Consider the following 26,698-nt stretch of genomic DNA (forward strand, 5'->3'; position numbering starts at 1 on the left):
AACACGTCTTATGAAATTATCAAAAATATTAGGATTACTGGCTTTGGCCGTTTTTTTCGAAAATCAGGCACAGAATTATTTGAATTATAATGTTGGAAATGCACATTCTCACAATGATTATATGCAGGGAATTCCTTTCTGGCAGGCTTACTATGCTGAATTTGGTTCCATTGAAGCAGATGTTTTTCTGGTGAAAGGCAAACTTTGGGTCGCTCACACAGAAAAAGAACTTTCAGCAGACAGAACACTTGAAAATCTTTATCTGGATCCTATTTCAAAGCAAATAAAGCTGAACAAAGGGAATATTTACCCTGATGCTAATAAAAAACTACAATTGCTTGTCGACATCAAGCAGGACTATAAAACAACCCTGAACGCATTGGTAAGTACCCTGAAGAAATACCCTGAAATTACAGGAAGCTCGGGGGTGAAAATTGTTATTACCGGCGGTAGGCCCCAGCCTGCGGATTTTAAAAATTATCCCAGCTATCTTTATTTTGATGGAGATCTTGACAAAAACTATTCTGCTGACCAGTTGAAAAGGGTAGGGATGTTCAGTGCAGATCTTCCTGGGCTGGTAAAATGGAATGGAAAAGGTATTCCGAGAGATGAAGAAACAGAAAAGATAAAAAAAGCTGTTGATAAGTCCCATGCTCAACAAAAACCTATGCGCTTTTATGGAGCTCCCGATTTTCCCAATGCATGGGTAAACCTAATGGATATGGGAGTAGATTACATCAATACAGATCATATTCCGGATCTTAAAAAATTCATGAATACCATTCCAAAGAATTTTTACAAAAATACAAAGGAGTACGCAACCTATACTCCAACTTATAAAACAGATGGAATCAGTAAAAAGGTGAAAAATGTGATTCTTTTGATTCCGGATGGAACTTCCCTGCCTCAATATTATGCTGCTTTTACAGCAAACAAAGGAAAGTTGAATGTCTTTAATATGAAATCAACCGGTTTATCCAAAACCAATTCTTCCAATGCTTATGTAACTGATTCTGCACCGGGATCTACAGCATTTGCAACAGGAGTAAAAACAAAAAATACATTTGTAGGAGTTGATGATACAGGAAAGTCTTTGGCTCAGATTCCTGATATTATTGCAGCTAAAGGATGGGTGTCTGGTCTTATTTCTACAGGAGATGTTACTGATGCTACGCCGGCAGACTTTTATGCACACTCAGATAACAGAAACAGCTCGGAACCCATTTTAAAGGATTTTGCAGGCTCAAAAACCAAAATTTTAATTGGAGGGCCTACCAGTGGATTAACAAAAGAAACCGAACAAAAACTTAAGGAAGCAAAAATAGATCTATTTCAAAACCTCAAATCTGTTGGGAAAATAAATAATCGTACCCTGATCATTGATCCTCTGGCTTCACAAAGAGTAACCAATGGAAGAGGAAATTGGCTGGCCGATGCCTTTGATCTTACCTTAAATGATTTAAAAAATAATAAAAAAGGTTTTTTCATGATGGTGGAAGCTTCCCAGACTGATGGCGGCGGGCACAGTAATAATATAGAACAATTGGTTACTGAATTGCTGGATTTCGATCATGTGGTGGGGAAAGCCATGAAGTTTGCAGATGAAAACAAAGAAACATTAGTAATTGTAGTGGGAGACCACGAAACCGGTGGTTTAACCCTTTTGGACGGAAGCTTAAAAGACGGATGGATATTCGGAAACTTCAGTACAAATGATCATACCTCTATTCCGTCAAGTGTTTTTGCCTATGGTCCGAATTCAAAGGAATTTACAGGCATGTTTGAAAACACCGAAATTTTCAACAAAATACTCGCAGCTTACGGAATTCAGAAATAGCTTTTGATTTTTTTTCTCTTTATAAAGAAAGGCCGTTTCAAAAAAGAAACGGCCTTTGAGTATATCTAACAAATAATAATTTAGAAATTGGTTTTAACAATAAGTTCAGAAAGCTCAGCATTCACAAAGTCCATTGGCATAATCCCAAATGATCCGTGCGTATTTGTTTGAAAGAATGTTTTAAGCTTTGGATTAATATTGTTTGAAACGGTAGGGATGCTCGGGATTCCAAATATTCCTGGTTTATAACCGCTGGTAAAGTTGATGAAAAGTCTATCGTTATTACTGTTTTTTGCTTCATTCAAAAGACTGGAGACTCCATTCCATTTATCATCATTGTTAGTCACCTTATAATAATCCTGAACTTTAAGCAACGCCCCTGAGTTATTAATTTCAAATGTCGTATTATCTGCCCATGCCGTTGCATTAATTCCTTTTGCTGTCTCAGCAGAGAACCTCCTCAATAATCTGATCTTTCCTCTAATCTCTCCAAGAGTAGGAATATTAGTTCCCAGATTCCATTTCGATGGATTTTTCTGAACATAAGAATCAAAAGTTTTCTCGAAGCTTCTTGTGGTATTGGATGCATCATGCTCTTCCTTTACTGACATAATGATTGTTTCAGATGGATGGCTGTCCAAAAATGCATTGCAGGCATTAAGTACATCATCAAAGTTGAGGTTCTGATAAATAGGGCCATGATGAATGGTAAAAGAATTATCAATGTGCCTGCAACGGATATCAAGAAAACGAACACCCGCGTTAAGCTGTTCACTGATGCTGAGATTTTGGGTTTTTGCAGTACCTGTTACTACAGGAGCATCTATACGTGCTCCGGAATCATGCGTTCCTGGGATTGAAATCCTGGAAATCGAAATATTATCCTGAAGAGCAGACATCCAGCTGTTCATTTCAATAGGAGCTAAAGAAGATAATTTAGAGCTTGCTTTTTCAATGGAAGTAGGGCTTGCTTCATTGGAATCTCTTTCTATAAGACCATCAGAGCAAGAAAAAAAGACAGCTGCAGTAGCCATACTAAGGGTAAAGGTTTTTACATATTTCATGGGGTGCTTGAACATAGTTTATATTTTTAATTGTATTTAAAATTAATAATATATCAAGCAATGAGGAGTTAATTTAACTTTAAAAGATAATTAAGTTGCTGAGAATAAAAAAGAACGCAGATAAAAATCAAATACAAGAAATTTATCGCGCCCTATTTGCTTTCTAAAAAATGAAATCTTCTTTCAGTCCGGGAATTTTAAACTTATGTTCCCCGATTTTGAAATTTTCCATTTTTATTGGGTATTGAAACTTATGGGTAAACTCTTTATAAAAATCTTCAGGGATCTTTTCATTGTCATTACAAGATGAAAAGTCCTTGTCAACAATAACCTTTCCTGTAGAAAAATTGATTTCATAGGTAAAATCAAACTCACAGGTGTCTGCAAAATTTTCGTGGGCACCGATCAGGTAAAAATCGCCATTCTGAAATCTAAAAGTATGTTTATAGGTTAAAGAATGCCGGGAATTGGTATTAAACTCCTGAGTAATTGAAAGAGCAGCAGTTTTTATAAAAATTTTTGGAGGAGTATTATATTCAGGATAAAAGCCTGTTCCGCTAGAAAATAGGAGGATAGAGTTTTCTTTCCATATCTTAAGTTTTCCATGATCCTGTTTCAGAATGTATAGAATTCTTTTAAAGTCCTTATGCTCGGGATAATCTTTGTTTTCTGAAGCTTTTTGATCAGTCTCCAGTATAATTACTGTTTCCTCTTTTCCATCTTTATCCAGATCTCCTTTCTCCTCCGTAATTTTTGTGTATCCTTTCGGAATTGAAAAATCTTTCAGATTTTGTGCATTTGAAAGGGTACTGAATGATATTGTAATAAGGAAAAAAAGATTTTTCATAGAATAGTCTTGAAATTATAATCCCGTATCTTCTTTTTCTATCAATCCGGATTCCTCCAGGTGGCACATACAGCCTTTTATGGTTTTGTAGATTCCTGCAATATTAGTTTCCTTACCCTTGCTGTCCGTTACAGTGACTCCTGTAGAATAGGATTCATCCTCTGCATAGTAACTTCTGAATAGCTGATATTGGTAGCCATTATTGGTAAACGTAAGATAATTAAGCTCCATTCCTGCATTTTGCTTTCCTCCGCCTCTGAAATAAGAATTGTACTTGAATTTTTTCCAACTGTCTTTTGTTCTTTCCGCCGGAAACTCCATTTCTACATGATTTTTACTTCCAAAACGATATTGAATGTATTCATCCTTTTTATCCTTTACCAATGCCATTTTCTTTCCTGCTTTTGTTTCGAAGGAAAAAATAATTTCTTCATTGGGAAGAAGATACTGCGCCCAAATGGATAGGGGGAACGTTAAAGCAAATAGGATTAAATACTTTTTCATGAAATGGTGTTATTTATAAATGTAGTAATTTAAAAAGACTTAGCAGCTCATTTTCAAATTACTACATTTTCAAATTGTTAAATTATTGTACTGTTACACTGGCAAGGTCTTCCCAGAACATAGGATAAGATTTTTCCACTACATTCTCATCCTCAATGTTAAGTTCCTTAATCAGGCAGAAAGGAGCAAAGCTCATAGCCATTCTATGATCCTGATATGTTCGGATCGAAATATGCTCCTCTGGTTCCCCAAAACTTACAGAATCAATGGTTAGATCAGTAATTTTGGTATCAGTACCCAGTTTTTTCAGTTCATTATATAAAGCTTGAAGCCTGTCGGTTTCCTTTACCCTTAATGTTCCCAGTCCTGATATTTCAAAAGGTATTTGTAGTGCTGCGGCTGTTACGCAAAGCGTTTGGGCAATATCCGGGCAGTTATTCATGTCCAAAATGATTTTTTCAGGAAAAGAGAAGTCAGGTTGAGGTTCCAGTGTCAGTTTGTGTTCATCCTCAGAGAACGTTGTTTTAATTCCGAAGAAATCTTCGTAAATTTTTGCAATCGCAGAATCACCCTGAGTTGATGATTTGTAAAAGCTTTTCAGATGAATGGTTTCTCTTCCCAATGCACAGATTGAGTAGAAATAAGAAGCCGAACTCCAGTCGCTTTCAACCTCGTAACTTACCGTTGCAGTTTCAGTATCAGGATGGAAGGGTTCTACTTTAATAGTATTGCCTTCAAAGCTGTTTTTAATTCCAAATCTTGTCAGAATATCAAGAGTCATTTCAATATAAGATCTTGATGTTACTTCACCTACAAGATGAATTTCCAGACCGTTTTCAAGTTTTCCTGCAATTAGCAGCAGAGAGGTAATAAACTGGCTTGAAATATGAGCAGGAACATTGACCGAAGTTTGAGTGATCTTTTTACCGGTGATTTTTAAAGGAGGAAAACCCTCGTTCTCCAGATATTCAATCTCTACACCAAGATCTACTAAGGCATTCACTAAATTCTTAATAGGTCTTTCTTTCATTCTTCCGGAACCGGTAAGTACAGTTGTTTTTCCCTCCTGAATTGAATAATAGGAAGTGAGAAAACGCATGGCCGTTCCCGCATGGTGGATGTCCACCACCTCTGTGTTTTCAGATAATGCTTTCTTCAATAATTGGGTATCCTGAGAATTGGATAAGTTCCCGATTTTAATATTACTAAATAAACTTTCCAAAATCAATAAACGATTCGAAATACTTTTCGAACCGCTGATTTGTACTGTCTTATTGCCTATTAATTTTGATTTTTCTAGCTTCATTATTTCTTCGGATTTAAGAAGTAAGGAACCAGATAACAGATATCAGAGTTTACGATCCGAGATCTGTTATCTGAGAACTTTCTCTATTTTAATTTTTCATTATTCTGATGCCGATCTTTATCACGGTCAGTTTTAATCTTCATTTTCTTGTCGAATGCTTCCTGTAGATTCACTCCGGTCTGATTGGCCAGACATAGTGTTACAAAAAGTACATCTGCGAGTTCTTCTCCCAGGTCTTTGGTTTTGTCACTTTCCTTTTCACTCTGTTCACCATATCTTCTTGCGATGATTCTGGCTACTTCGCCTACTTCCTCAGTTAGCATGGCCATGTTGGTCAGCTCATTAAAATATCTTACACCGATGGTTTTAATCCACTCATCAACCTGTTGTTGTAGTTGGGTAATTTCCATTATTGATAAGCTCCAAGAGTAGGGTTAGTGGTTCTTGATACATTGACAATGTCAAAAGGTACAGTTCCCGCTACGGAAACATTTCCTTTTCCGATAGCCGGAGAAGTAGTTTTTACTCTTAAGTTCATTTTTGCCATAAAATAGTTCACAAACTCAGGTTCCACATTTCTAATTGTTTGTACGATATTCGTATTATTCTCAAAAGAGAAACCAGCTTCGGATGGACCGGAATATTTTATTAAACAATTTTGAATAAGATATTCAAACTGTTGTCCGGGTGTAGGTTCAAACTGAACAGAATTATCCCTGTCAGAGTAAATAATACTGTTTCTTATATTAAGCTGCTGTAAAGCGCCCTGTTCTATTTGGCCGGCATCATTTTTCCACTCATTCGTTGCAAAGACTCCATTTCTGTCAAATGTTCCCATTGATTTGGAGTAGTTGGCAATTGTTGCATGAGTATAATTATGATTTCCTCCTTTGAAAATTCCAATACATGATAATCCACAATTGTTCATCACAAGATTATTGGCATTCACCTTAGAATTTACAGCATAAATTCCGTACTCAAAGAAAGTATGGATAAATGAATTGGTGATGGAAGCATTGGTTTGCTTCATTTCCAGACCCCTTGTTCCGCCAAAGAGTCTTGCATGATTCATATTAAGGATAGAATTAGCCTCCATTCTTATGGAGTTCCAGTTTTTAGAAATAGTATCATAATAAGGGTCATTTCTGTCCCCACGAAGAATAACTTGGTTATCCTTTGTCCCATTAATATTTAAAACAGCATTGGAAGAGACTTTCATTCCACTGTTTTTATGGAAATATACCTTGGTACCCGGATCTATATCTAAAGTTACATTAGAAGCAAGACTAAGATCCCCGTAGATAATTTTCGCTTTATTATTAGTCCATGTGGTAGAACTGGAAATTATATTAGGATTGGTAGGAGTCTGAATAAAAAATTCTGCATCCTGAACGACTGAGAATAGGGTAACATGCTGCTGTCCGGTAGGTCCGGAAAAAAGAACCTTGTCCTCAGCAATGGCTTCAGGTCCTGTTGCCTGTGGTGCTATCTCCACATATATATAGAGACTGTCTTTTTTTCTCAAAGGAACATCCTTAAAATCATACCCTGGTTTTCCATCTACATTAATTCTATATAACGATGCTGCTCCTTTTTCAAGATTTACTCTTGGGATCAGAATATCTTTGTCTTCATTATTATATACCTTTACTACATAGGTTTCTGAACGTACCTGGTGATATACCGTGTCACAGAATACCGTGTCTCTTGAAAATCTTAACTCCTGCGAAGGAGCATCAAAGGTAATATCATCCTTATTACATGATACTGCAACAAGTAGCATCCAAAAAGAAAAAGCCAGTAATAATTTGAATTTCATCGAAATTAAAGTTTAAGTAAGTTCCAAATTTAACGAAAATACTTTGAATTTCTTATCAATAAAAAAATATTGGATTCAGTATTTGGAAATTAGAAAAAATGTTGTATTTTTGCAACCTAAAATTTAGCAGAGAAATATCCATTACTATTTCGAAAGCAAACTTAATTTTTTTAAAAAAAAGTATTATGAAAAACGGAATCCACCCAGAAAATTATAGACTTGTTGTTTTCAAAGATATGAGTAACGACGAGGTGTTTCTTTGCAAGTCTACTGCAGAAACAAAAGACACTATCGAGTTCGAAGGACAAGAGTACCCTCTAATCAAAATGGAGATCTCTTCAACTTCTCACCCTTTCTATACTGGTAAAGTGAAATTAGTTGACACTGCAGGTAGAGTTGATAAGTTCATGAACAAATACAAAAAATTCGCTAAGTAATTTTTTGTACAATTAAAATATTAAAGTCTTCCAATTTTTGGGAGACTTTTTTTATTGTAAATTTGTTAATCTAGATCTTTAAACCTTAAACTTAAAACTGAATGATGCAATTAGTATTTTCAGACGCACAATATTGGGAAGACTTTCTTCCACTTACTTTTACCAGACCAGTTGCAGCAATGCGATGTGGTATTCTTACATTTTCAGAAAGATGGCAGAAAATTCTGGAGAATACAGAAGTTTCTTATTTTACAGAAATGTATCTGCAGGATAAATTTAAAGCCCCGGAAGAAAAGGAAAGTCTTTTTCTGGTTCCGAACTTTCTGCCTACAGAAACAGTAATTCAACAAATCAAGGATCTTAAACAAGGGGAAGCTTTGGTTTACGAAGATGAATTGGTGGCTGCAAAAATTAATATGAAAGGATTTTCTTTACATCAGATTGAAAAAATGACTGATATTAAAGAAGAACTTATTTTCTTTAAAAAACCAACCGACCTGTTTACCTATAACCATCACGCAATTGATTTTGACTTTGACCTGATTACCAAAGGAAGAACTTCGCAGGAATTATCTTCAACAAACGGATTTTTAGGTGATAAAAAAGACTTATTCATTGAAGAGGGGGCCCAAATTGAATTTTCAACATTGAATACCAAGACCGGTAAGATTTATATTGGTAAAAATGCAGAAGTTATGGAAGGGTGTAACCTCCGTGGACCGATCACACTGGGTGATGATTCTAAATTTAACCTGGGTTCAAAAATCTATGGGGCAACTACCATTGGGCCACACTGTAAAGTAGGAGGAGAGGTGAATAATATTATCATCTTCGGGTACACAAGCAAAGGACACGAAGGGTTTATAGGAAACTCAGTAATTGGCGAATGGTGTAATTTTGGAGCAGATACCAATTCTTCCAATCTTAAAAATAACTATAGCCATGTTAAGCTATGGAATTATAGAACCAAGGCTTTCGAAGATACCGGATTGCAGTTTGCAGGTCTTGTTGTTGGAGATCATTCCAAAACAGCAATCAATACTCAATTGAATACAGGAACTGTGATTGGAGTTGCTTCCAATATCTTCAAACCTGGTTTTCCACCCAATCTTGTAGAGAATTTCTCATGGGGAGGATTAAAGGATGATGAAAGATTCCGACTGGATAAAGTTTATGAGGTGGCTGAAAGAGCAATGGCAAGACGGAAAGTCCCTTTAACAGAGGAGGATAAGGCTATTCTGAAACATATTTTTGATACGTATTAATCTAATTATAATAAAAACTTCAATTTTTTTTGAAGTTTTTTTATTTTTGATGTAATAGATTTGAAACAGCAGTTGTCTTACCTATAAGAAACAAAACTCATGACCCAAGAAACTTTCAAGAATACGGTGTTTATTCTCAAAGACGAGATGTATCGTTTTGCGAAGCGATTCGTCATGAGTAGTGATGAGGCAGAAGATGTAGTACAGGATCTTATGATGAAGTTCTGGCAGAAAAGGGATGAACTTGAGCAATTTGGAAACTTTAAATCCTATGCGCTGAAGTCTGTTCGTAATGAATGCCTGAACCGGCTGAAGCATCACGATGTGAAGATAGGCTTTGCGGATATGCAACTTCATCGGTCAGAGCTTTACAGTATGGACGTTGATAATCTTAAGGACTATATCATAGGATTTATCAACCAGCTCCCCGAAAAACAGAAGATGGTTATCCACTTGAAAGATGTAGAAGAGTATGATGTTTCCGAAATTTCTGAAATGCTGGAAATGGAGGAAAATGCAGTAAGGGTAAACCTTATGCGAGCGAGACAAAAAGTAAAAGAACAAATCTCACAACTGATGAGCTATGAAAAAAGATCAATTACAAGATAAATACAACGAAGTCTTCCGGGATATAAAGGAAGAAAAAATGGACTGGAGCTTTGAGGATTTTCTTCAGAAAGCAGAAAGTGCAGAACCCGAAGGAAATATAACTCCAATTATTCCATTGGAAGAACCGAAAAGACCCTCCTTTCCCAAATGGTTCTGGATGGCCGCTAGTGTAATGCTGGTCTTTGGGATAGGGCTTTTCCTTAATAATAATTCTGAAGCAGATACTCAGGATAAAGAACAACTGGTGAAGAATGAAGTCTTAAGACAAAAATCCAGATTCATTGAAGAAAATAATGAACACCAGGAACAGGTAGCGGTTAACCACACCGATTCTATTTCAGGAACAAAAAAAGATTCCATATTTCAGGATAATCATGTAGCTGAAAAAGATGTTATGGATGAAATATTGCCAAAAAGAGGCAGGCTTAAAAAGGAAAGAAAGCCAAGATACGCGGATAATTCTCCTTTTAAAAACAATATGTCTAAAGATTCTACAGGCTATGAAAATTCTTACGTTATTGTAAACGGAAAAAGAATTGACAATGTAGAAGAAGCAATTAATGTAACAAAATACTCATTTCAGATATTTGCAAATAACGTTAGTGAAAAATTGGCACAGCCTACGGTGGTAGACGATGATTATTAATCAGAACAACAGTTGCCATCATTAACTTAAAAAAAATAAAATTGACTCATGAAAAAACTATTCATAATATTCGCTCTTGCTTTTTCCCATTTCTTTAATGTATATGGACAAAAAGATAAATTTGATCAGCTTTTTGACAAATATCAAGAGGTAGAAGGAGTAACCTCCATTAAGATTGCGAAACCAATGTTCGGGATGCTTAGCAGTCTCAATATTGATGACTCTCAGCTAGATCAGATTAAACCGCTATTGTCAAAGATTAACGGACTTAAGATTCTGATCACCGAAAATCAGGAAAAGGGAAATACCGCTGAAGGGCGTAAGATTCAAACAAATATGTCTCAGCTAAGTAAAGATATTTCCTCTTACTTAAAGAATCTGAACTACAGCGAAATCATGTCGGTGAATAATGCCGGAGCTAAAGTGAAGTTTTTATCCGCAGAAGCTAAAAATGGAATTTTGGATGATTTGTTATTAAGTATTGACGGAGGAAGCGGGGAAAGTATTTTTGTAATGCTGGACGGAAAGCTTTCTATGGATGATGTGAGCAAAATCATTAATTCCAGTGAAACCAAGAAGAATCCAATTTCCAGCACAAGAAATAATCTTACCTCAGATAATAATTCGTCTTACCTTAACGGGGAAGCGAGAAACGTAGGTGATTTTTCAGGGATTCGCGTAAGTACAGGTGTAAACGTAATCTTTAAACAAGAAAAACCAACCAGTGTAAAAGTGATTGCTGATTCAGATAAATTAGAATACATTATTACCAAGGTGGAGAATGGTATTTTAAAAATTTATATTGATAATAAAGGGGTAAGAAATCTGAGATTCAAAAATCTAAGCGTTAACGTATCCTCTCCAAGAATGGAAGATATTGATGTGTCTTCTGGCTCTAACCTTACCATTGTAAACTCTATTCAGGAAAAAAACATGAAGATTGATGCTTCATCCGGTTCTAATATTACTGGTGATTTCAAAGTATCAAATGCGGCCACTATTTCAGTCTCTTCAGGTTCCAATATCAGAGCAGGAATTACAGCTGGAAATATTGATGTAAAAAGTTCAAGCGGCTCCAATATCAGTTTGAGTGGAAAAGCAGATTCCGGAACCATTGATATTAGCAGTGGAGCATTATGTAAAGCTGATGAGCTGAAGTTTACTTATCTTGAAACAGAAGCTACTTCCGGAGGAAATCTTAGCGTAAATGTGTCCGATAAACTAAAGGTAAGAGCCTCTTCCGGAGGATCTGTAAGATATAAAGGAAGACCTGAAATAGATGCAAATATTAGCAAAACCTCAGGAGGATTATTAAAACCAATGGACTAAAATCATCACCATGAAAACTCTTAAAAACTTTTTTCTTGCTATCCTGACAATAGGAATGCTTCAATCCTGTATTGTTTCGGAAAAACCTAATATGGCTTTCTTTTCGAATTCTAAATATGACTTTAAAGGGGCTACATTTATGAGTATTAATGTACCCATGTTTTTAGCCAAATCCTATATTAAGAAATCTCTGAGAGAAAAAGGAAAAGATGAGGAAGCGATCAATCTTGTTAAAAAAACCTCTAAAATAAAACTGCTTACAGTTGCCAATGGTAATAAGCAAATGCTTCGTGACTATGCTCAATATTTGCAGGATAACCACTATGAGGAATGGGCTACCATAAAGCATGATGGAGATAATATCAATATTCGTGTAAAACAGGATGGGGATGCCATTAAAAATATGTTGATCACCTTAGATTCTAATAGTAAAGAAATGGTATTTGTAGATGTAAAAGGAAACTTTACTCCTGATGATATTTCAAGAATGATTAGTTCTATTTCTGTGGATAATTAATACAATTATAATAGAAAGCAAGTAGTTTCAGACATACTAAATTTATTTTGTAAAGGAAAACCGCTCTTAAAAAGGGCGGTTTTTCGATTTAACTTGTTGATTATTAATTTTTATTTAAACTATTAAAAATGATTTTCATATGTCATTAAAATAACCTAATTTTGCAAAGAAAGTAAAGATGTCTATTCATAACAAAATTGTAGAGACAGCCATCACTTTCGATGACGTTCTTCTAGTCCCTTCTTATTCAGAAGTTTTACCTAACCAGGTTTCATTAAAATCAAGACTTACCGACAAAATCACGCTGAATGTTCCGATAGTTTCCGCTGCTATGGACACCGTTACTGAAGCTGATCTGGCCATTGCATTAGCAAGAGTTGGAGGGTTAGGCTTTATTCACAAAAACATGACGATTGCCGAGCAGGCAGCGCAAGTAAACCGTGTGAAACGTTCCGAAAACGGAATGATTTCTGATCCGGTGACCCTTTCAAAAGATCATACTTTAGCAGAAGCTAAAGAACTGATGTCAAAATTCAAAATTTCTGGTCTTCCGGTAGTAGACCCCAATAATGTTCTTATTGGAATCATTACCAACAGAGATGTAAAGTATCAGGAGAATCTTGATATGAAAGTGGAGGAGATTATGACCAAGGAAAACTTGATCACTTCAGACAAAGATACCAACCTTGAAAAGGCAAAAGAAATTCTTCTTAAAAACAGAGTAGAAAAATTGCCTATCGTAGATAAGGATAATAAACTTGTTGGATTAATTACCATCAAGGATATTGATAATCAGTTGGAATATCCAAATGCAAATAAAGATGACAACGGTCGCCTTATTGTAGGAGCAGGAGTTGGAGTTGGAGAAGATACATTGGATAGAATTCAGGCCCTTGTTCAGGCAGGTGTAGATATTATCGCAATTGATTCAGCTCACGGACATTCTAAAGGGGTATTGGATAAAATTTCTGAAATCAGAAAAGCGTATCCTAATCTGGATATCGTAGGAGGAAATATTGTAACTGCTGAAGCTGCAAAAGATCTTATTAAGGCAGGAGCAAATGTTCTTAAGGTAGGAGTTGGTCCAGGTTCAATCTGTACAACCAGAGTGGTTGCCGGAGTTGGAGTACCACAGCTATCAGCTATTTATAATGTGTACGAATACGCAAAATCTCAAAATGTAACTGTAATTGCTGATGGAGGAATCAAGCTTTCCGGAGATATTGTAAAAGCTATTGCAAGTGGAGCAGGAGCAGTAATGTTAGGTTCTCTTTTAGCCGGTACTGATGAAGCACCAGGAGAGGAAATTATTTTCCAGGGAAGAAAATTCAAGTCTTACCAGGGAATGGGAAGTCTTTCTGCAATGAAGAGAGGAGGAAAAGAAAGATATTTCCAAAGTGAAGCTAAAAAATTCGTTCCGGAAGGAATTGAAGGAAGAGTACCACACAAAGGAAAATTAGAAGATGTAATCTTCCAATTGACTGGTGGTCTGAGAGCAGGTATGGGATATTGTGGAGCTAAGGATATTGAAGTTCTGCAAAAAGATTCCAAATTAGTAATGATAACAGGAAGCGGATTGAAAGAATCGCACCCGCATGATGTAATTATCACCCAAGAAGCTCCGAATTATTCTTTTTAAAAAATAATTTAAATAGTACTATAAAAACCGCACAAAAGTGCGGCTTTTTTTTGGAGTTAATTGATGATTAAGTGTTGTTTTAGTAATTTTTGTATTGATTGATAGATTGTTGTCTTGATGTGTTGTGCTTTTAATAAATTACTTTAAAAGTGAATTTTAACCTTAAATAAGCTTTCTTTTAATTTTATTTTCAAGAAAATATTTTAATTATTGCGAAATAAAAAAAATAGAAAGTGTAACAAATTGGAGTTTTTTTCTACTTACTGTATTAAATATTTGGATTTTATTCATTTTTAGCTAATGTGAATTATGTATATCTGATTTTACTTTAGATAAAGTTGTGAATTTAAAACTTTTTAAAAATTATTGAAATGAAGAAAACTATCCTTTGTGGGGCATTGCTACTTTCCCTTTCTGTATCAGCACAGCAAAAAAAAGAGTGGTGTGAATTTGATAAAGAACAAAAAAATTATCAAAAACAGAATAAGGAAATTGACGAAATGATTCGTAATATCCGCAACCGTATTGTAGATTCTAATCAGAAAAGTAATGCGAAGAATGGGGGTGCTGCTTTTAAAACGGTGGATGGAGTTTACGAAATTCCGGTAGTGGTACACGTAATAGCACCTACTGATGCTGCTATAGGCTCTTCTTATAATAAAAGTGATGCTCAAATTCAGGCGTGGCTGGATCGTTGTAATGCAATGTATGCTGGTACTTATCAATGGGCTCAAGGCGTTCCTGCTGATTTTGGAAATGCAGCTACAATGCCAATAAAACTAGTTTTGGCTAAAAGAGATCCTAATTGTAATGCAACTACAGGAATCATCAGATACAATGGAGGTACACTTGCAGGATATAATGATTATGGAGTAAAGCGTAATGGAGCAAATGGAGTTACTACTACACAGGTAAAAACGATTGCCCCGCATTGGCCAGAAGCTTCTTATTTTAATATCTATATTATGAATAAAGTAGATGGAGGAGGGCAATATGGAATTATGGGATGGGCAGGCCTGCCTCAAAATCCTGATTCTGCATACGAATCTTTCATGAAGTCTTTTGTAGTGACACTACAGGATGATATTACTTTAGCTCATGAGTTTGGACATAGTATGGGATTACTTCATACTTTCGGAAATGTAGACCCTGACGCTCCACAAGGAGATACTACTACTAATTTTTGCCCACCAACTACTAACGACTGCACTGTAGATGATGATGGGGTTTGTGATACAGAAAGATCAAGAAGTTTACTTAATGATCCAGCACCTACCAATAATGATATGAATTATTGTACAGGAACTAATTATCAGGGAGTACAGTATAATATGATGAATTATACAAACCCGAATGCATTCAAATTTACAAATGGGCAACACGACAAAGCATCTCTTAATTTCTTCTTATTAAGAGGGGCATTAAGTACTTCATTGGGGGCAACTGCACCTTCTGCAACTACCTCTATTGGAACTCCTATTGCTGCTACATGTAACCCAACTGGGGTAATAACTCCTGCTAATTATTTTGTAGGGCCTACATTGGTAAAGCTAGGAAATATAAATAATGGTTCTGTAGGATTTTGGGCTGGTGCACCTAACTTTTATGAAGATTATACAGGGACAAGCTGCTTGAAAGCTACATCTACGGAGCTTTCAGCAACCGGTACACATAATCTTCAGGTTAACGTGTCTGGTTCAGAGAATGATGTGAGAGTATGGATTGATTTCAATAATAACGGAACATTTGAAGCTTCTGAGCTTGTTGGTTCTGGTGACAATATTGTTGCGGATCCAGCTACAGCAATAGGTATCTACACTACTACAGTTACAGCTCCTGCTACAGTAGTGCTTAATACTCCACTTAGAATGAGAGTACTTGTAGATGATGATAATCCAGGGATGGCTCCTTGTGGACAATTAAAGTATGGTCAGATTGAAGATTATACAGTGAGATTTGTTACCAACCTAGGAACAAGTGAGGTGAAAGCTGATAATGGTGATTTAACAATTTATCCTAACCCTGTTGCTACAGGAGAGAAAATTTTCATCAAGGCTAAAAATGCTAAGAACTTGAAAGTTTCAATTTCTGATATGTCTGGAAGATTGGTGGCAAGTCCATCTGTATCTGAAGAAAGAAATGGTGTTTTCAAAGTAAATCAACAACTTGAAAAAGGAGTTTATATGATTCAGGTTTCTAACGGAAAAGAGAATAAAACTTCTAAATTGATCATTAAATAATTTTAATCAATTTATAAATAATAATGCCTCCATTTAATGGGGGCATTTTTTTAGTATTCCGAATTCAATATTTATTCAAAAAAAGCTTCCGGAAATTCCGAAAGCTTTGTGATTTTAATTATTCAATATACAATACGTATATATTAGCTTTTTAAATTATCCTTGAAATCTTCAACACGGAAATCTGTCAGAGCATTCCCTTTTTCAATTTTTTCTTTAGAATAAAGACGGAAGTCATTTTCTGTTTTCTCTAAAAGATAATCATAAGGACCTACATGAGAGATTAATTTTACCAAAACAGGTGAAATTTCAAGACAGATAAATAATCCCATAATAAACGTAGCTGCAAGCCCTATAATGGCCGAATTCTTTCCAAGTTCATCCAAAGCCTGAAGCCTTGCTGCAAAACCATTGAATTTATCCTCAAAGGTTTCTGTAGATTTTCTTTCTGTTTCCAGATTTGTATAGACCTTTGAGATTTCCTGATCCAGATATTGCAATCTTGGAGCTGCCTGTTTCTGGTAATTTTCAAGATCCTGTCTTCTTTGTTCCTTCAATTGTTGCTTACGTTTAGCATTAGGACCAAAACCTTCTTTTCCGCTGGTTAAACCGGATTGTTTTCCCAAGATTTCCTTTTCCAGTTCCACAGATGCAGAATCATATGATTTTTGATACAGAGCTATTTTTTCAGAGATCTGGTTCTTTTCTGTTTCAAAAGGCCCGCTTTGTTGAAGAATTCTTCCACTCATTTCTCCCTGAAGCTGCTTTTTATTTCTTTGAATAATGGTATTTAATTGCTTATTAACCTCCTTTTCAAAAATTTTAAGCTCCAGAGGTTTTGAAATAATAATTCCTAGAAAAGTAGCAAGAATCAATCGGGGGATAGACATGAGTATCTGATTCCACCATGTTCCTGTTTTTTTAATAGAGGAAACAATATATCGGTCAAGGTTAAAGATCATCAATCCCCACAAAATTCCAAAACCTACAGAGGCCAAGATGTTGTCAAATACCGTATACATAGCATAACCTGCAGATAAAGTAGCAAATACTGCAGTAAAAAGTACAATTCCTCCAATCCCTGAAAATTTATTCCATTCACTTGGAGTTTTTCTTAAAATATGGATGTTCCCGCCAGAACAGACCATTAGAAACTTTTGGAACCAGTTTATTTTATGATTCGCTTGATTTATAGTTTGTTGGTTTGTTTTCATAACTGAAAATTTATACAAATGTAGTATTAAAAATCATACCAATGTAAAAGATAGTATTATGTTTTACCAAGTAATTTGGCTAAAAATATCAAAATGTTGATTTATAATAGGTTGGATAAACTGGATTGAATTGTATAAATAATAAAAAAAATATTTTTGTTTTTGAGTTAATTAGATTAAAAATGATATTTTTGCTTTTATATAATCAAAAAAAAAGATCAATATGAAGAAAATTACTATTGTTTCTGCGGTTTTGTTGTTTATTAATGTTTTTTCACAGAGCCACGAACATGCTTGTGGATTTGATGATGAATTAAGAAGAATGGATGCTCAGTTTCCTGAACTGAAAAAGAGAAGAGAAGAGACAGAACAAAAGCTTAGAAAAATTGATAAGCATGACTATCTGAATAAAGTAGGGGGTGGAACATCCTGGAACGGGTTATATACCGGTGAGGTATATGAAATTCCTGTTGTAGTACATGTTATTGAATCTAAAGCAGCTGCAAATGCAAATTTATCACTGACAGATCAGGAGATTACAGACTGGATTGACAGGGCAAATAAAATGTATGCAACTACTTACGGTAATGGTTTCTATCCAGAAGGCCCAGGTATAGATGGAGGAAATGTAATGCCTTTTAAATTAGTTTTAGCAAAAAGATCACCAACCTGTACAGCTACAAACGGTATTGTACGATATAACGGAAGCCCGATTCCTCAATATGATGCCAGTGGCGTAAAGCAAGGTTCTGGAGGTAGTGGTGCAAGTGATGCTGATATTAAAGCATTGGCTCCGCATTGGCCAGAAGGCTCTTATTTTAATATTTATGTTATCATTGGATTTAACGGTCAACAGCTAAATTCTGGTGGGTTGATGGGATATGCAAGGTTCCCCGAGACCTATGATTATTTTTATGAAAGTTTCATGAAAGTAGCTACCATCAAAAATTCCAATGATACAACACTTACGCATGAACTAGGGCACGCGTTTGGTCTTTATCACACTTTCCAGGGGGGGAATTATACTGTAACAAGTGGAAATGCTGGATATTGTCCTCCTGCTCAAACAGACTGTACAATAGATAATGACAGGGTTTGTGATACTGAAGTTTCCGGGGCTGCTTTCTATCAGAATCCGGCACCTGCTAACACAGCTATTAATCCTTGTACCGGGGTAAATTATCAAGGGGTTCAGTATAATATTATGAACTATTCTAATACGGAAAGAAAATTTACAGCAGGCCAGAGAGAAAGAGCTATCATGTTGATGATGGAGAACAGAAAAAATCTACTTAATTCAACAGCTGGTAAAGATCTTTCTGTTGTAATTCCGTCTCCTGTTTCTGTAGTGGCAGCTCAATGTAATCCGGCAGGAATTACACACCCTGCTAACAATAACTTTGCGATTGGACCAACAAGAGTGAGCTTTGGATCTATTGGAAGTTTAACTAACGGATATGATTCAGATGAACCAGCTCCTAAGTTTTATGATGATTACACTGCCGCAAACTGTATAAGACCTGCTTACTATACTGATATTCCTTTAGCTGGAAGCACAGCGTTAAAAGTTGGGTATGACAATGGCTTTAATCAGGCTGATAAATTTAAAACCAAGGTTTGGATAGATTATAATAACAATGGTTCATTCGAAGAATCTGAGTTAGTGGTAAACAATACTTCCGCTACTATAGCATCTGGAGGAGGGACTACCATTACTACCAATATTACTCCTCCGGCAGGAGCTGTTACCAATACTTACCTAAGAATGAGAATTGCGGTAGACGCAGCAACCTATGCTGGTGCAGCACTTCCTGATGTTACTGCTTGCTCTCAATTACAATATGGTCAAATGGAAGACTATGCAGTGAGAATTATGGGAGGTTTGGGAACTTCTGAAGTTACTGGTAATACAGAATCAAAATTAGTCTATCTGAAAGCTGAAAATAAATTAAGATTAGCTGGAAGAAATGACATATTTGGAGATTACCAGATCTATGACCTAAGCGGTAAGCTTATTCAGAAAGGAAATACCAAGACAAATGAAGTTCAGATTGATAGATCGCTTCCTAAAGGAGCATATATCATTAATTACTCTGATAAAAATAAGAAAGAATCTAAGAAATTCTTGAACAACTAAAACTAAGTAAAAAAGCCCTTGTAAAAGGGCTTTCTTTATTTTAATCTATTGGGATTCTGCTTTAAAAAGCTTTCCCAGCCTGAGTAAGATTTTGTATCTGTAATAGTCCCAGAATTGAAGTGATGACATACGGCAACAGCAAGCCCGTCAGAAGCATCCAGATATTTGGTGGGAAATTCTTTTAAATTAAGAAGATTTTGAAGCATTCCTGCGACCTGTTCCTTACTCGCATTACCATTTCCTGTAATTGCCATTTTGATCTTCTTAGGAGAATATTCCGTAATGGGAATATTTCTATATAGGCTGGCAGCCATGGCTACTCCCTGTGCACGTCCCAATTTTAGCATACTCTGTACATTTTTTCCAAAGAAAGGAGCTTCCAGTGCTACTTCATCAGGATGAAACTCATCAATAAGAGCCAGTGTTTTTTCAAAAATATATTTGAGCTTGGTTTCGTGATTGGGGTATTTTTTTAGGATAAGTTCGTGAATAGAAATCATTTCCATTTTACCTTTTTTAACGGAAATAAGACCAAATCCCATGATGGCGGTGCCGGGGTCAATACCTAAAATTATCTTCTCTGAAATCATTGGTTCAAAGATATGACTTTATAAAATAACAATAGAAACTGAAAATAGTTCAGTACTTCACTTCAATAAGAATTTAAAGGGTTTTTATAGAATCTAAGATGATTCTTCCACCCATTCATCCTTCTAATCTGTCAAGTGTTTTTCAGCAATAGGAACCCATTTACCATCATGACGAAGCAGTAAAATTTTCTCAACTATGAATTTAGTTTTATATTCTTTTTCCTTATATTCTTCCCATGCATTCAGATAGTTTTCCCATGTCAGATCTCTGTAGCCTACTGTCATATGTGGATTAAATGAATATTTTGTAAAATTAAACTGCTGATTTACTCTATGGTAAAGCTCAGTTAAATGAACATTATTTTCAGGATGTACAAAAATAACAGGGTTTTTTGGGTTAGGGAAACTACCAAATCCATTTAAATCCATTTCAAAGGGTGATAGACTGGTATTAATTTTTTGAAAAGCTACATGAATATCACTTTCCAATTCTAATTCTCTGGAAAAAGGAGGGAAAAGAGTGATGTGAGCATCATTCTTCAATGCCATGGTATTGCTATATGAAACCGCAAGATCTCTTTTAAAAACCCTAACTTCTTCAATAATTTCCTGAGGTGGATAAATGGCAATGAAATACATTTTTTTCATAAAGTAAATTTAAAATTTTAAAATAAATTTTGATACATAAGAAAATTATGCATATGTTTGCAATATATTAAAATTACTCCATGAAAAAGAACAGTCTTTATAAAGGAACATTACAGAATATCATTTTGAAATTACTTTCCAGGGAAGTTAAAATGTATGGTTACCAGATTACCCAGAGAGCCAAGGAGCTTACTCAGGGAGAGCTTGAAATGACGGAGGGAGCCCTTTATCCTCTACTGCATAAACTGGAGGCCGATGGAATGATCACTTCGGAAATTCAAAAGATTAACGGTAGAGACCGGAAATACTATTTACTGACTGAAAAAGGGAAAAAGCAGCAGGCAGAACAGGAAAGTGAGATGAAAAGTTATCTTATCAATCTGCAGACAATATTCAGTATCTAATAAGCTGTATTTAACCAATCCAATAAATATTTAAACTAATAATTCATTTTACTATGATGGCAATCAATCAGGAAAAGGAGATCGAAAGATATCTTTTATCTAAGAATTTAAATTCTGAATTGTTTATTGAAATTAAAGATCATTTCATAGAACAGATTTCAGTACAACAGGAAGAGAAAAACATCAGTTTTCAGGACGCTTTCCAACAGGCAAAAATGAGCTGGAAGAAAGAATTAAATATGGTGAAAGCAGATTTTCTATCATCCAGAAAGATCGCAAGAATTGAAAAATCAGTGATTCAGAAAAGATTTAAGACCATTACCTTTTCTGCTGTTGCTTTTTCATTGCTTCTTGCAGTGTTTATGTACAGCAATTCCAATGTATTCAGGTATTCTCAGATTTCATTATTAAGCATTATGGGAGTACTTCTGGGGTATAACCTTGTATTTGGAAAAATGAGACTATACAATTATGTACGACTTAGCTTTCATCCCTTAATTTTAAAGAATGCCTTCGTTGGTATTATCCTTTTTTCTGTTGCATGGTTTTGGGGTAATAATGTAACGGACGCAGGAAGCGGAATAATGAAGATTTTCTTCTTATACGCTATTGCAGTTAAAATTCAGTTACTTTATTACAACGCAAAGAAGACTAGTGTTTTGATTTAAGCTGCACTAGTGTGTTTTCAAGATTATCCGTGATCTTTTTCACCTCTATATGGGGTTTGAAGACCAGGCCTTTGCCTTTTTCTTCATCCGCAATATTGGAAAGGATAATAACAGAGGTCTTCGTTTCAGGATAATAGATATTTAGGGACGGAGATCCCTTTACATACCCACTGTGAAAATAAGAATTGGGCTTGCCGATGTTCAACATGATTCCGTAGGCATAGCCCATTTTTCCAAAGATAGCATGTCGTCTTTCTGCACTTTTGGCCATAAACTGATTGAGGGTTTCAGGCTTAAGGATTTTTCCGCCATAAAGGGCATTATTCCAGGTATGAAGATCCTGAATGGTAGAAAGTATCCCTCCGGCAGGAGTTCCAATTTCTTTTCCACCAAGTCTTTTCGGCATGTTCGGAACTTCTTCAGCTCTGACGGCATTGCCAACATAGGCCGAGGCAAAATTATTTCCTTTAAAAATTTCGTCCGTAGAAGAATGGCTCATTCCCGCCTTTTTAAAAAGCTCCACTGCATTTTCATCATATGATTTTCCGGACACTGTTTCTACAATTTTTCCTAGTGCATTAAAGCCGTCGTTGGAATAATAGAAATCAGACCCGCTTTTAAACATCAGTTTTCCACCCAGCATGTTCAATCCGGAAGTATGGTTCAGAAGCTGATGGATAGTGATGTTTTGATACTCTTTAATCTGGAATTCCTTCAGATATTTTGAAACCTTGTCTGTAACATTCAATTTTCCCTGCTCCATCTGAAGAAGAACCAAAACAGCGGTAAACTGCTTACTTACAGAACCAATGGCAAAAATAGTACTGCTGTCAATTTTTATTTTCCTTTTAAAATCTGAATATCCGCTTTCCTTTCTGTACAATGGTAGAGAGTCCTTAAAAACGGCAACACTGCCATTGAATTGATATTTTTTAAATACAGAATCAATCTGTTGTTCTAAAAGGGTCTTTTGAAAAGCGGTGATGGTGGAATCAATAACTGCTTTTTTATCAATGGGAGGGAGAGGGGTTTCAGTTTTACAGGAAAATAAAAAACAGAAAGGCAAAAGGAATACTAAATTTTTGATCACGGGTGTTTATTTTTTAAAATTAAAAATGATATTCTTAAAGATACTGAAACTTTTAAGAGCATTGGAATATGCAAAATGTGTGCTAACAAAGACTTTTTGAGGCATTTAATAAGTATTTAATAATTCTTTGAGGAGTATTCAATACATTTGAATAAATTATCTGTAATCCGAAAAATAATGAATGACCATTTAAAAAATGATGCTGCCCAAATTGACCATATTTTGGATGCCATAAAGAAGCAGGGTACAGAATACCTCAATTCTATTGCGGACAGACCTGTAACAATAAATAAACCTTTTGAGCCTGCTGAGCCGGAACTATCAAAGTCTGGTTATGGAACTGAAGAAACACTAAAAATATTCAATGAAAGATTCGAACCTATTATGGTTGGATCATCAGGACCCAGATATTGGGGATTTGTTACCGGAGGCACTACTCCCGCTTCCATTGCCGGTGATTGGCTGGCAACTATTTATGATCAGAATACTCAATCTGTAAAAGGACAGGGGGACATTTCTGCCAATATAGAACTGGAAACGATACAATTAATGTTGAAGCTTCTTGGGCTTCCAGATAACTTTTTAGGAGGCTTTGTAACAGGGGCTACTCTGTCTAATTTTACATGCATGGCGGTGGCTCGTCAATGGTTGGGAAAACAGCAAGGGAGAGATGTTGCTAAAGATGGTCTTTCCGAACCGGTGAGAGTACTGACAGCGACACCACATTCGTCTTCCATAAAATCACTTTCATTGCTAGGAATCGGAAGTAATAATATGATCAGAATAAAAACACAAGAAGATCGTGAGGCAATTTCCATCGCAGATTTAGAAGATCAGATTATGGGACTTAATGGAGAACCATTTCTCCTGATTTCAAGCGGAGGAACGGTAAATACTGTTGATTTCGATGATTTTGTGGAAATAAAAAAATTAAAAGATAAATATAACTTCTGGTGGCATATTGATGCAGCTTTTGGAGGTTTTGCCGCGTGTTCAGAAAATTATAAACACCTTGTGGAAGGTTGGGAATATGCAGACAGTATCACAGTAGATTGTCATAAATGGCTTAATGTACCTTATGAAAGTGCTGTTTTCTTTATTAAGGATCAATATAAAATTTTACAGATAGAGACTTTTCAAAATTCTAATGCTCCTTATCTTGGAGATCCGTTGGAGAGCTTCAGTTATTTAAATTTTCTTCCTGAGAATTCAAGGAGGTTAAAGGCCCTGCCAGCATGGTTTTCCATTATGGCTTATGGAAAGGAGGGATATCAGGATATCGTAGAGAATAATGTATCTCTTGCAAAACAGTTCGGGCAATTTGTGGAAAAGAGTAATGATTTTAAATTATTGGCTCCTGTGAGGCTTAATACCGTTTGCTTTACCTTAAAAGATGATAACAAGCAGGATGAGGTTGCTCATTTTCTGGAATTGCTTAACAAAATAGGAAAGGTTTTTATGACTCCAACCTTTTATAACCAACATAAAGGAATTCGGGCGGCTTTTGTAAACTGGCAAACCAATGAAAATGATATTCGCCTGGTATTTGATCTAATGAATGATATAATTACCACATTAAAATAATATTGAAAAGCCCGTTAAGAAATTTTCGGGCTTACTTTAATACCAGATCACAAAACCAAAAAAGATACTCTTCATCCTGATCTTCGGGATTGGCTTTAGGCTTGGGGTAGGTTTTCTTGACAATTTCTCCAATTTCAAAATCAATAGGATTCTTGAAAATAGGGCCATCAAACGTGAAAGTATGAAACTCTCCATTTTCTCCACAAGGGTCTACATTATCGGGCAAATCATCTATAAATTGTTGGTCAATAATACGTCCTGCAAAGGTTTTGTCCAGATAGTTTCCGTTTACACAGGTTACAATGGTTTTAAAACCAAGATTCAGAAACTCGTGGATAAGATTTAAAGTATCTTTTTTCCAAAGAGGAAATACAGCTTGCATTCCAATGGCTTTTAGTTGATTCTCACGATATTTACGAAGGTCTTCCAGGAAAATATCTCCAAAAATAGAGTAGGTGATGCCCTGAGCTTGTATTTCAGACATCGTTTTACTCATGATTTGCTGATATTCCTCCATAGAAGGTTCCTTGGGAAGTTCCATTTTAATTAAAGGAATCCCTAAACTTTCAGCTTGTTTTTCCAAAAGGGAAACATGTACCCCATGCATGGAAATTCTTTGAAACTCCTTATTAATGCTTGTCAATAGAGTAGAGACCTCATACTGATCTTCTTGTAATATTTTGTAAAGGGCAAGCGTAGAATCTTTCCCGCTGCTCCAGTTGAATAAGGCTTTTGGCTTCATGAGAATAATTGTTCTGCGAAAATAAAAAATCCCTGATCATTTTCATGGATTTATAGGCTTTTACTTAGAATAAAGTAAATAAAGGTTTTCTATAAAGCTTTTTTTAGACAGCTTCTTAACAATTACTTCATCATAGAATGCTAAATACTTATATTCAGGATGCTCAGCTTTTATTTTTTCAAATTTTCTTTTTCCTACTTTTTTTCCATCCAGAAAATAATAATCAGGAGGTTGATGATCGGATATGTAAACAGCTCCTATGGTTATATACTCTCTTTCAATCTCAAAGTTTTGTTTACCCAATAACTCATTGGTTTTAAGGATGGAAGATTTAAAATCAGTAACTTCTTTATTGTTTGAATCTATAGTCGTATAATCAATTCTTACGATGTTGTGTTCAGTTAATACTTTTTCCGGAAAAGATAAAGTGAAATTTCCGTTTTCATCGGCTTTTGCACTGTACAGCCTATCCAATGTCACTAATGATATTTCTCCTGCTGCTAACTTTGCATTTCTTGAAGAAACCAGCTTTCCTTTTATTGTAATCTCTTTTTGATATACATTTTCAGTGGTAGACTTATTATTTTCAGTTTGTGCATTCACATAGATTGAAGAGGTGAGTGTTAAGGCCAAAAATACACTTGAAAAAGTAGGTTTTAAATATGTTTTTTTCACACAAATAGAGGTGTTGCTTTCTAAAACTGCATCAATTTCTGTTTCAGGAAGATGATCGAAATCCCATACCTTTTTTTTGCATTCATCACAGAATTTGCCATCTGAAACCTGCTCCATGTTCTCCCAGTCCTGACTGCAGGGACTCGAAATTTGAAATTTTTCTTTCATGATTATACGTTGAAGAATAAAAATACAAAAAAACCTCAAAGAAATTCCTTGAGGCTTTTATATTTTCTGAAAATAATTCAAAAATAGGGTGTGGATATAATGTTTTCAGTAAAAACTGCTGGACGATCTAAATTATAAACTTCCTGTCGCTTTTTCTGCATTCACAAATACACCACCACTAATGGTTCTTGTCTGATTAGCCGTTACCCCATAATATTGATGATTCACCTTTGTTTCTATTTTACCGGACATCTTTTTTCCATCAAATGAAGTAATGGTAATTTTTCCGGTCGGTTTCCCATAGAAACTATTGGTACATCCCCAATAGGATGAACAGTTTGGAGCCACACAAGTCTCAGAATAGTTGAAATCCATATTCATGGAGGCGGGGAGATCGGTATGTACATAAACATATTCCTTACCCACTTCAATATTGTCTGTATAAATTTTAGAATCTAAATAAAATCCCTGGTCATAAGCATATATGAAAATCCCATAATAATCGCGGTTATGCGAATCTTTTGATTTTCTCCATTCTACATAATGGGTAGTTCCTTTATTTTCGACTTTTTTGTCTACACCTTCAATTTTTGCCTGGAAATATCCTTCCACTGGCGGTTCAGTTGGTTTGTTGTCTGATGAAGTGTCATCATCTGATCCACTACATGAAAATAAAACAAGGCAACAAATAATTTTAAAGAGAGTTTTCATTGTTAGTT

General features: G+C 35.4%; 26 protein-coding genes. 13 read left to right on the top strand and 13 right to left on the bottom strand.

The window, feature by feature from the left end; genetic code table 11:
- Window positions 1-10: 10 nt before the first annotated feature.
- The gene (locus C7D53_RS00065) at window positions 11-1,837 is read left to right on the top strand and encodes an alkaline phosphatase (RefSeq protein WP_106914410.1); all 1,827 of its coding nucleotides are present in this window, start codon (window positions 11-13) and stop codon (window positions 1,835-1,837) included.
- Between the two features lie 80 nt (window positions 1,838-1,917).
- On the opposite strand, the gene C7D53_RS00070 is transcribed toward C7D53_RS00065, so the two are convergent.
- The 6 genes from C7D53_RS00070 to C7D53_RS00095 all read right to left on the bottom strand — a co-directional run bounded on the left by C7D53_RS00070 (window position 1,918) and on the right by C7D53_RS00095 (window position 7,377).
- Window positions 1,918-2,916, bottom strand: coding sequence for a phosphatidylinositol-specific phospholipase C (locus tag C7D53_RS00070; RefSeq protein WP_106914411.1), 999 nt, complete (start codon window positions 2,914-2,916; stop codon window positions 1,918-1,920).
- A 148-nt stretch (window positions 2,917-3,064) separates the two neighbouring features.
- A complete protein-coding gene (locus C7D53_RS00075) occupies window positions 3,065-3,748 on the bottom strand; it encodes a hypothetical protein (protein ID WP_106914412.1) in 684 nt (227 codons plus the stop codon).
- A 15-nt stretch (window positions 3,749-3,763) separates the two neighbouring features.
- Window positions 3,764-4,252 carry a hypothetical protein gene (locus tag C7D53_RS00080; RefSeq protein ID WP_106914413.1) on the bottom strand — a complete coding sequence of 163 codons (489 nt, stop codon included), beginning with the start codon at window positions 4,250-4,252 and terminating at the stop codon, window positions 3,764-3,766.
- 82 nt (window positions 4,253-4,334) lie between these two features.
- On the bottom strand, window positions 4,335-5,558 hold the full coding sequence (locus tag C7D53_RS00085) for a 3-phosphoshikimate 1-carboxyvinyltransferase (protein WP_106914414.1): 1,224 nt from the start codon (window positions 5,556-5,558) through the stop codon (window positions 4,335-4,337).
- Between the two features lie 83 nt (window positions 5,559-5,641).
- Entirely contained in the window at window positions 5,642-5,968 is a 327-nt protein-coding gene (locus tag C7D53_RS00090) for a nucleotide pyrophosphohydrolase (protein ID WP_106914415.1), read from the bottom strand.
- Window positions 5,968-7,377, bottom strand: coding sequence for a hypothetical protein (locus C7D53_RS00095; protein ID WP_106914416.1), 1,410 nt, complete (start codon window positions 7,375-7,377; stop codon window positions 5,968-5,970). The genes C7D53_RS00090 and C7D53_RS00095 overlap by 1 nt, the downstream gene beginning before the upstream one ends.
- A gap of 185 nt (window positions 7,378-7,562) precedes the next feature.
- On the opposite strand from C7D53_RS00095, the gene C7D53_RS00100 reads away from it, so the two are divergent.
- From C7D53_RS00100 to C7D53_RS00135, 8 genes are all read left to right on the top strand, one after another.
- Window positions 7,563-7,814, top strand: a complete 252-nt coding sequence (locus C7D53_RS00100) for a type B 50S ribosomal protein L31 (protein WP_027375398.1) — start codon at window positions 7,563-7,565, stop codon at window positions 7,812-7,814.
- 104 nt (window positions 7,815-7,918) lie between these two features.
- Complete coding sequence (locus C7D53_RS00105; RefSeq protein ID WP_185126680.1) at window positions 7,919-9,079, top strand: putative sugar nucleotidyl transferase; 1,161 nt, start codon at window positions 7,919-7,921, stop codon at window positions 9,077-9,079.
- 99 nt (window positions 9,080-9,178) lie between these two features.
- Window positions 9,179-9,688 carry an RNA polymerase sigma factor gene (locus tag C7D53_RS00110; protein WP_076355200.1) on the top strand — a complete coding sequence of 170 codons (510 nt, stop codon included), beginning with the start codon at window positions 9,179-9,181 and terminating at the stop codon, window positions 9,686-9,688.
- A complete protein-coding gene (locus C7D53_RS00115) occupies window positions 9,663-10,334 on the top strand; it encodes a hypothetical protein (RefSeq protein ID WP_185126676.1) in 672 nt (223 codons plus the stop codon). Before C7D53_RS00110 ends, C7D53_RS00115 begins: the two co-directional genes overlap by 26 nt.
- A 48-nt stretch (window positions 10,335-10,382) precedes the next feature.
- A complete protein-coding gene (locus C7D53_RS00120) occupies window positions 10,383-11,663 on the top strand; it encodes a DUF4252 domain-containing protein (protein ID WP_106914418.1) in 1,281 nt (426 codons plus the stop codon).
- Between the two features lie 10 nt (window positions 11,664-11,673).
- The gene (locus C7D53_RS00125) at window positions 11,674-12,180 is read left to right on the top strand and encodes a DUF4252 domain-containing protein (protein ID WP_106914419.1); all 507 of its coding nucleotides are present in this window, start codon (window positions 11,674-11,676) and stop codon (window positions 12,178-12,180) included.
- Between the two features lie 178 nt (window positions 12,181-12,358).
- A complete protein-coding gene (guaB, locus tag C7D53_RS00130) occupies window positions 12,359-13,819 on the top strand; it encodes an IMP dehydrogenase (RefSeq protein ID WP_106914420.1) in 1,461 nt (486 codons plus the stop codon).
- Window positions 13,820-14,190: 371 nt separating this feature from the next.
- A complete protein-coding gene (locus tag C7D53_RS00135) occupies window positions 14,191-16,059 on the top strand; it encodes a GEVED domain-containing protein (RefSeq protein ID WP_106914421.1) in 1,869 nt (622 codons plus the stop codon).
- 143 nt (window positions 16,060-16,202) lie between these two features.
- Here C7D53_RS00135 and C7D53_RS00140 read toward each other — a convergent pair whose 3' ends face one another.
- Window positions 16,203-17,273 (bottom strand): DUF4407 domain-containing protein, encoded by a 1,071-nt coding sequence (locus tag C7D53_RS00140; protein WP_106914422.1) that lies wholly within the window; start codon window positions 17,271-17,273, stop codon window positions 16,203-16,205.
- Between the two features lie 223 nt (window positions 17,274-17,496).
- Here C7D53_RS00140 and C7D53_RS00145 point away from each other — a divergent pair, with 223 nt between their 5' ends.
- Window positions 17,497-19,410: a zinc-dependent metalloprotease gene (locus C7D53_RS00145; RefSeq protein ID WP_106914423.1), complete on the top strand. Its 1,914-nt coding sequence runs from the start codon at window positions 17,497-17,499 to the stop codon at window positions 19,408-19,410.
- A gap of 35 nt (window positions 19,411-19,445) precedes the next feature.
- Here C7D53_RS00145 and ruvC read toward each other — a convergent pair whose 3' ends face one another.
- Window positions 19,446-20,000, bottom strand: coding sequence for a crossover junction endodeoxyribonuclease RuvC (ruvC, locus tag C7D53_RS00150; RefSeq protein WP_106914424.1), 555 nt, complete (start codon window positions 19,998-20,000; stop codon window positions 19,446-19,448).
- 123 nt (window positions 20,001-20,123) lie between these two features.
- On the bottom strand, window positions 20,124-20,648 hold the full coding sequence (locus C7D53_RS00155; protein WP_106914425.1) for a 2'-5' RNA ligase family protein: 525 nt from the start codon (window positions 20,646-20,648) through the stop codon (window positions 20,124-20,126).
- 80 nt (window positions 20,649-20,728) lie between these two features.
- Between C7D53_RS00155 and C7D53_RS00160 the strand changes: the two genes are divergently transcribed.
- Both C7D53_RS00160 and C7D53_RS00165 read left to right on the top strand, forming a co-directional pair.
- On the top strand, window positions 20,729-21,052 hold the full coding sequence (locus C7D53_RS00160) for a PadR family transcriptional regulator (RefSeq protein ID WP_106914426.1): 324 nt from the start codon (window positions 20,729-20,731) through the stop codon (window positions 21,050-21,052).
- 53 nt (window positions 21,053-21,105) lie between these two features.
- Window positions 21,106-21,720, top strand: coding sequence for a hypothetical protein (locus C7D53_RS00165; protein WP_106914427.1), 615 nt, complete (start codon window positions 21,106-21,108; stop codon window positions 21,718-21,720).
- Here C7D53_RS00165 and C7D53_RS00170 read toward each other — a convergent pair.
- Window positions 21,704-22,810, bottom strand: coding sequence for a serine hydrolase domain-containing protein (locus C7D53_RS00170; RefSeq protein ID WP_106914428.1), 1,107 nt, complete (start codon window positions 22,808-22,810; stop codon window positions 21,704-21,706). The genes C7D53_RS00165 and C7D53_RS00170 overlap by 17 nt on opposite strands.
- Window positions 22,811-22,987: 177 nt before the next feature.
- Here C7D53_RS00170 and C7D53_RS00175 point away from each other — a divergent pair, with 177 nt between their 5' ends.
- A complete protein-coding gene (locus C7D53_RS00175) occupies window positions 22,988-24,394 on the top strand; it encodes a pyridoxal phosphate-dependent decarboxylase family protein (RefSeq protein ID WP_106914429.1) in 1,407 nt (468 codons plus the stop codon).
- Between the two features lie 31 nt (window positions 24,395-24,425).
- Here C7D53_RS00175 and C7D53_RS00180 read toward each other — a convergent pair whose 3' ends face one another.
- From C7D53_RS00180 to C7D53_RS00190, 3 genes are all read right to left on the bottom strand, one after another.
- A complete protein-coding gene (locus C7D53_RS00180) occupies window positions 24,426-25,136 on the bottom strand; it encodes a Dph6-related ATP pyrophosphatase (protein ID WP_106914430.1) in 711 nt (236 codons plus the stop codon).
- 60 nt (window positions 25,137-25,196) lie between these two features.
- On the bottom strand, window positions 25,197-25,979 hold the full coding sequence (locus C7D53_RS00185) for a hypothetical protein (protein WP_106914431.1): 783 nt from the start codon (window positions 25,977-25,979) through the stop codon (window positions 25,197-25,199).
- A gap of 132 nt (window positions 25,980-26,111) precedes the next feature.
- Window positions 26,112-26,690 (bottom strand): hypothetical protein, encoded by a 579-nt coding sequence (locus C7D53_RS00190; protein WP_106914432.1) that lies wholly within the window; start codon window positions 26,688-26,690, stop codon window positions 26,112-26,114.
- Window positions 26,691-26,698 lie beyond the last annotated feature (8 nt).

The organism is Chryseobacterium aurantiacum (assembly GCF_003020585.1).
Classification (GTDB): domain Bacteria; phylum Bacteroidota; class Bacteroidia; order Flavobacteriales; family Weeksellaceae; genus Chryseobacterium; species Chryseobacterium aurantiacum.

Excerpts from the sequence above, each read along its gene's own strand:
- C7D53_RS00085 (WP_106914414.1), bottom strand. The coding sequence starts at position 5,558 with ATGAAGCTAGAAAAATCAAAATTAATAGGCAATAAGACAGTACAAATC.
- C7D53_RS00115 (WP_185126676.1), top strand. The coding sequence starts at position 9,663 with ATGAAAAAAGATCAATTACAAGATAAATACAACGAAGTCTTCCGGGAT.
- C7D53_RS00065 (WP_106914410.1), top strand. The coding sequence starts at position 11 with ATGAAATTATCAAAAATATTAGGATTACTGGCTTTGGCCGTTTTTTTC.
- C7D53_RS00190 (WP_106914432.1), bottom strand. The coding sequence starts at position 26,690 with ATGAAAACTCTCTTTAAAATTATTTGTTGCCTTGTTTTATTTTCATGT.
- ruvC (WP_106914424.1), bottom strand. The coding sequence starts at position 20,000 with ATGATTTCAGAGAAGATAATTTTAGGTATTGACCCCGGCACCGCCATC.
- C7D53_RS00160 (WP_106914426.1), top strand. The coding sequence starts at position 20,729 with ATGAAAAAGAACAGTCTTTATAAAGGAACATTACAGAATATCATTTTG.
- C7D53_RS00070 (WP_106914411.1), bottom strand. The coding sequence starts at position 2,916 with ATGTTCAAGCACCCCATGAAATATGTAAAAACCTTTACCCTTAGTATG.
- C7D53_RS00075 (WP_106914412.1), bottom strand. The coding sequence starts at position 3,748 with ATGAAAAATCTTTTTTTCCTTATTACAATATCATTCAGTACCCTTTCA.
- C7D53_RS00125 (WP_106914419.1), top strand. The coding sequence starts at position 11,674 with ATGAAAACTCTTAAAAACTTTTTTCTTGCTATCCTGACAATAGGAATG.
- C7D53_RS00100 (WP_027375398.1), top strand. The coding sequence starts at position 7,563 with ATGAAAAACGGAATCCACCCAGAAAATTATAGACTTGTTGTTTTCAAA.
- guaB (WP_106914420.1), top strand. The coding sequence starts at position 12,359 with ATGTCTATTCATAACAAAATTGTAGAGACAGCCATCACTTTCGATGAC.
- C7D53_RS00175 (WP_106914429.1), top strand. The coding sequence starts at position 22,988 with ATGAATGACCATTTAAAAAATGATGCTGCCCAAATTGACCATATTTTG.
- C7D53_RS00140 (WP_106914422.1), bottom strand. The coding sequence starts at position 17,273 with ATGAAAACAAACCAACAAACTATAAATCAAGCGAATCATAAAATAAAC.
- C7D53_RS00145 (WP_106914423.1), top strand. The coding sequence starts at position 17,497 with ATGAAGAAAATTACTATTGTTTCTGCGGTTTTGTTGTTTATTAATGTT.
- C7D53_RS00120 (WP_106914418.1), top strand. The coding sequence starts at position 10,383 with ATGAAAAAACTATTCATAATATTCGCTCTTGCTTTTTCCCATTTCTTT.
- C7D53_RS00135 (WP_106914421.1), top strand. The coding sequence starts at position 14,191 with ATGAAGAAAACTATCCTTTGTGGGGCATTGCTACTTTCCCTTTCTGTA.
- C7D53_RS00185 (WP_106914431.1), bottom strand. The coding sequence starts at position 25,979 with ATGAAAGAAAAATTTCAAATTTCGAGTCCCTGCAGTCAGGACTGGGAG.
- C7D53_RS00080 (WP_106914413.1), bottom strand. The coding sequence starts at position 4,252 with ATGAAAAAGTATTTAATCCTATTTGCTTTAACGTTCCCCCTATCCATT.
- C7D53_RS00180 (WP_106914430.1), bottom strand. The coding sequence starts at position 25,136 with ATGAAGCCAAAAGCCTTATTCAACTGGAGCAGCGGGAAAGATTCTACG.
- C7D53_RS00110 (WP_076355200.1), top strand. The coding sequence starts at position 9,179 with ATGACCCAAGAAACTTTCAAGAATACGGTGTTTATTCTCAAAGACGAG.
- C7D53_RS00090 (WP_106914415.1), bottom strand. The coding sequence starts at position 5,968 with ATGGAAATTACCCAACTACAACAACAGGTTGATGAGTGGATTAAAACC.
- C7D53_RS00095 (WP_106914416.1), bottom strand. The coding sequence starts at position 7,377 with ATGAAATTCAAATTATTACTGGCTTTTTCTTTTTGGATGCTACTTGTT.
- C7D53_RS00105 (WP_185126680.1), top strand. The coding sequence starts at position 7,919 with ATGCAATTAGTATTTTCAGACGCACAATATTGGGAAGACTTTCTTCCA.
- C7D53_RS00155 (WP_106914425.1), bottom strand. The coding sequence starts at position 20,648 with ATGAAAAAAATGTATTTCATTGCCATTTATCCACCTCAGGAAATTATT.
- C7D53_RS00165 (WP_106914427.1), top strand. The coding sequence starts at position 21,106 with ATGATGGCAATCAATCAGGAAAAGGAGATCGAAAGATATCTTTTATCT.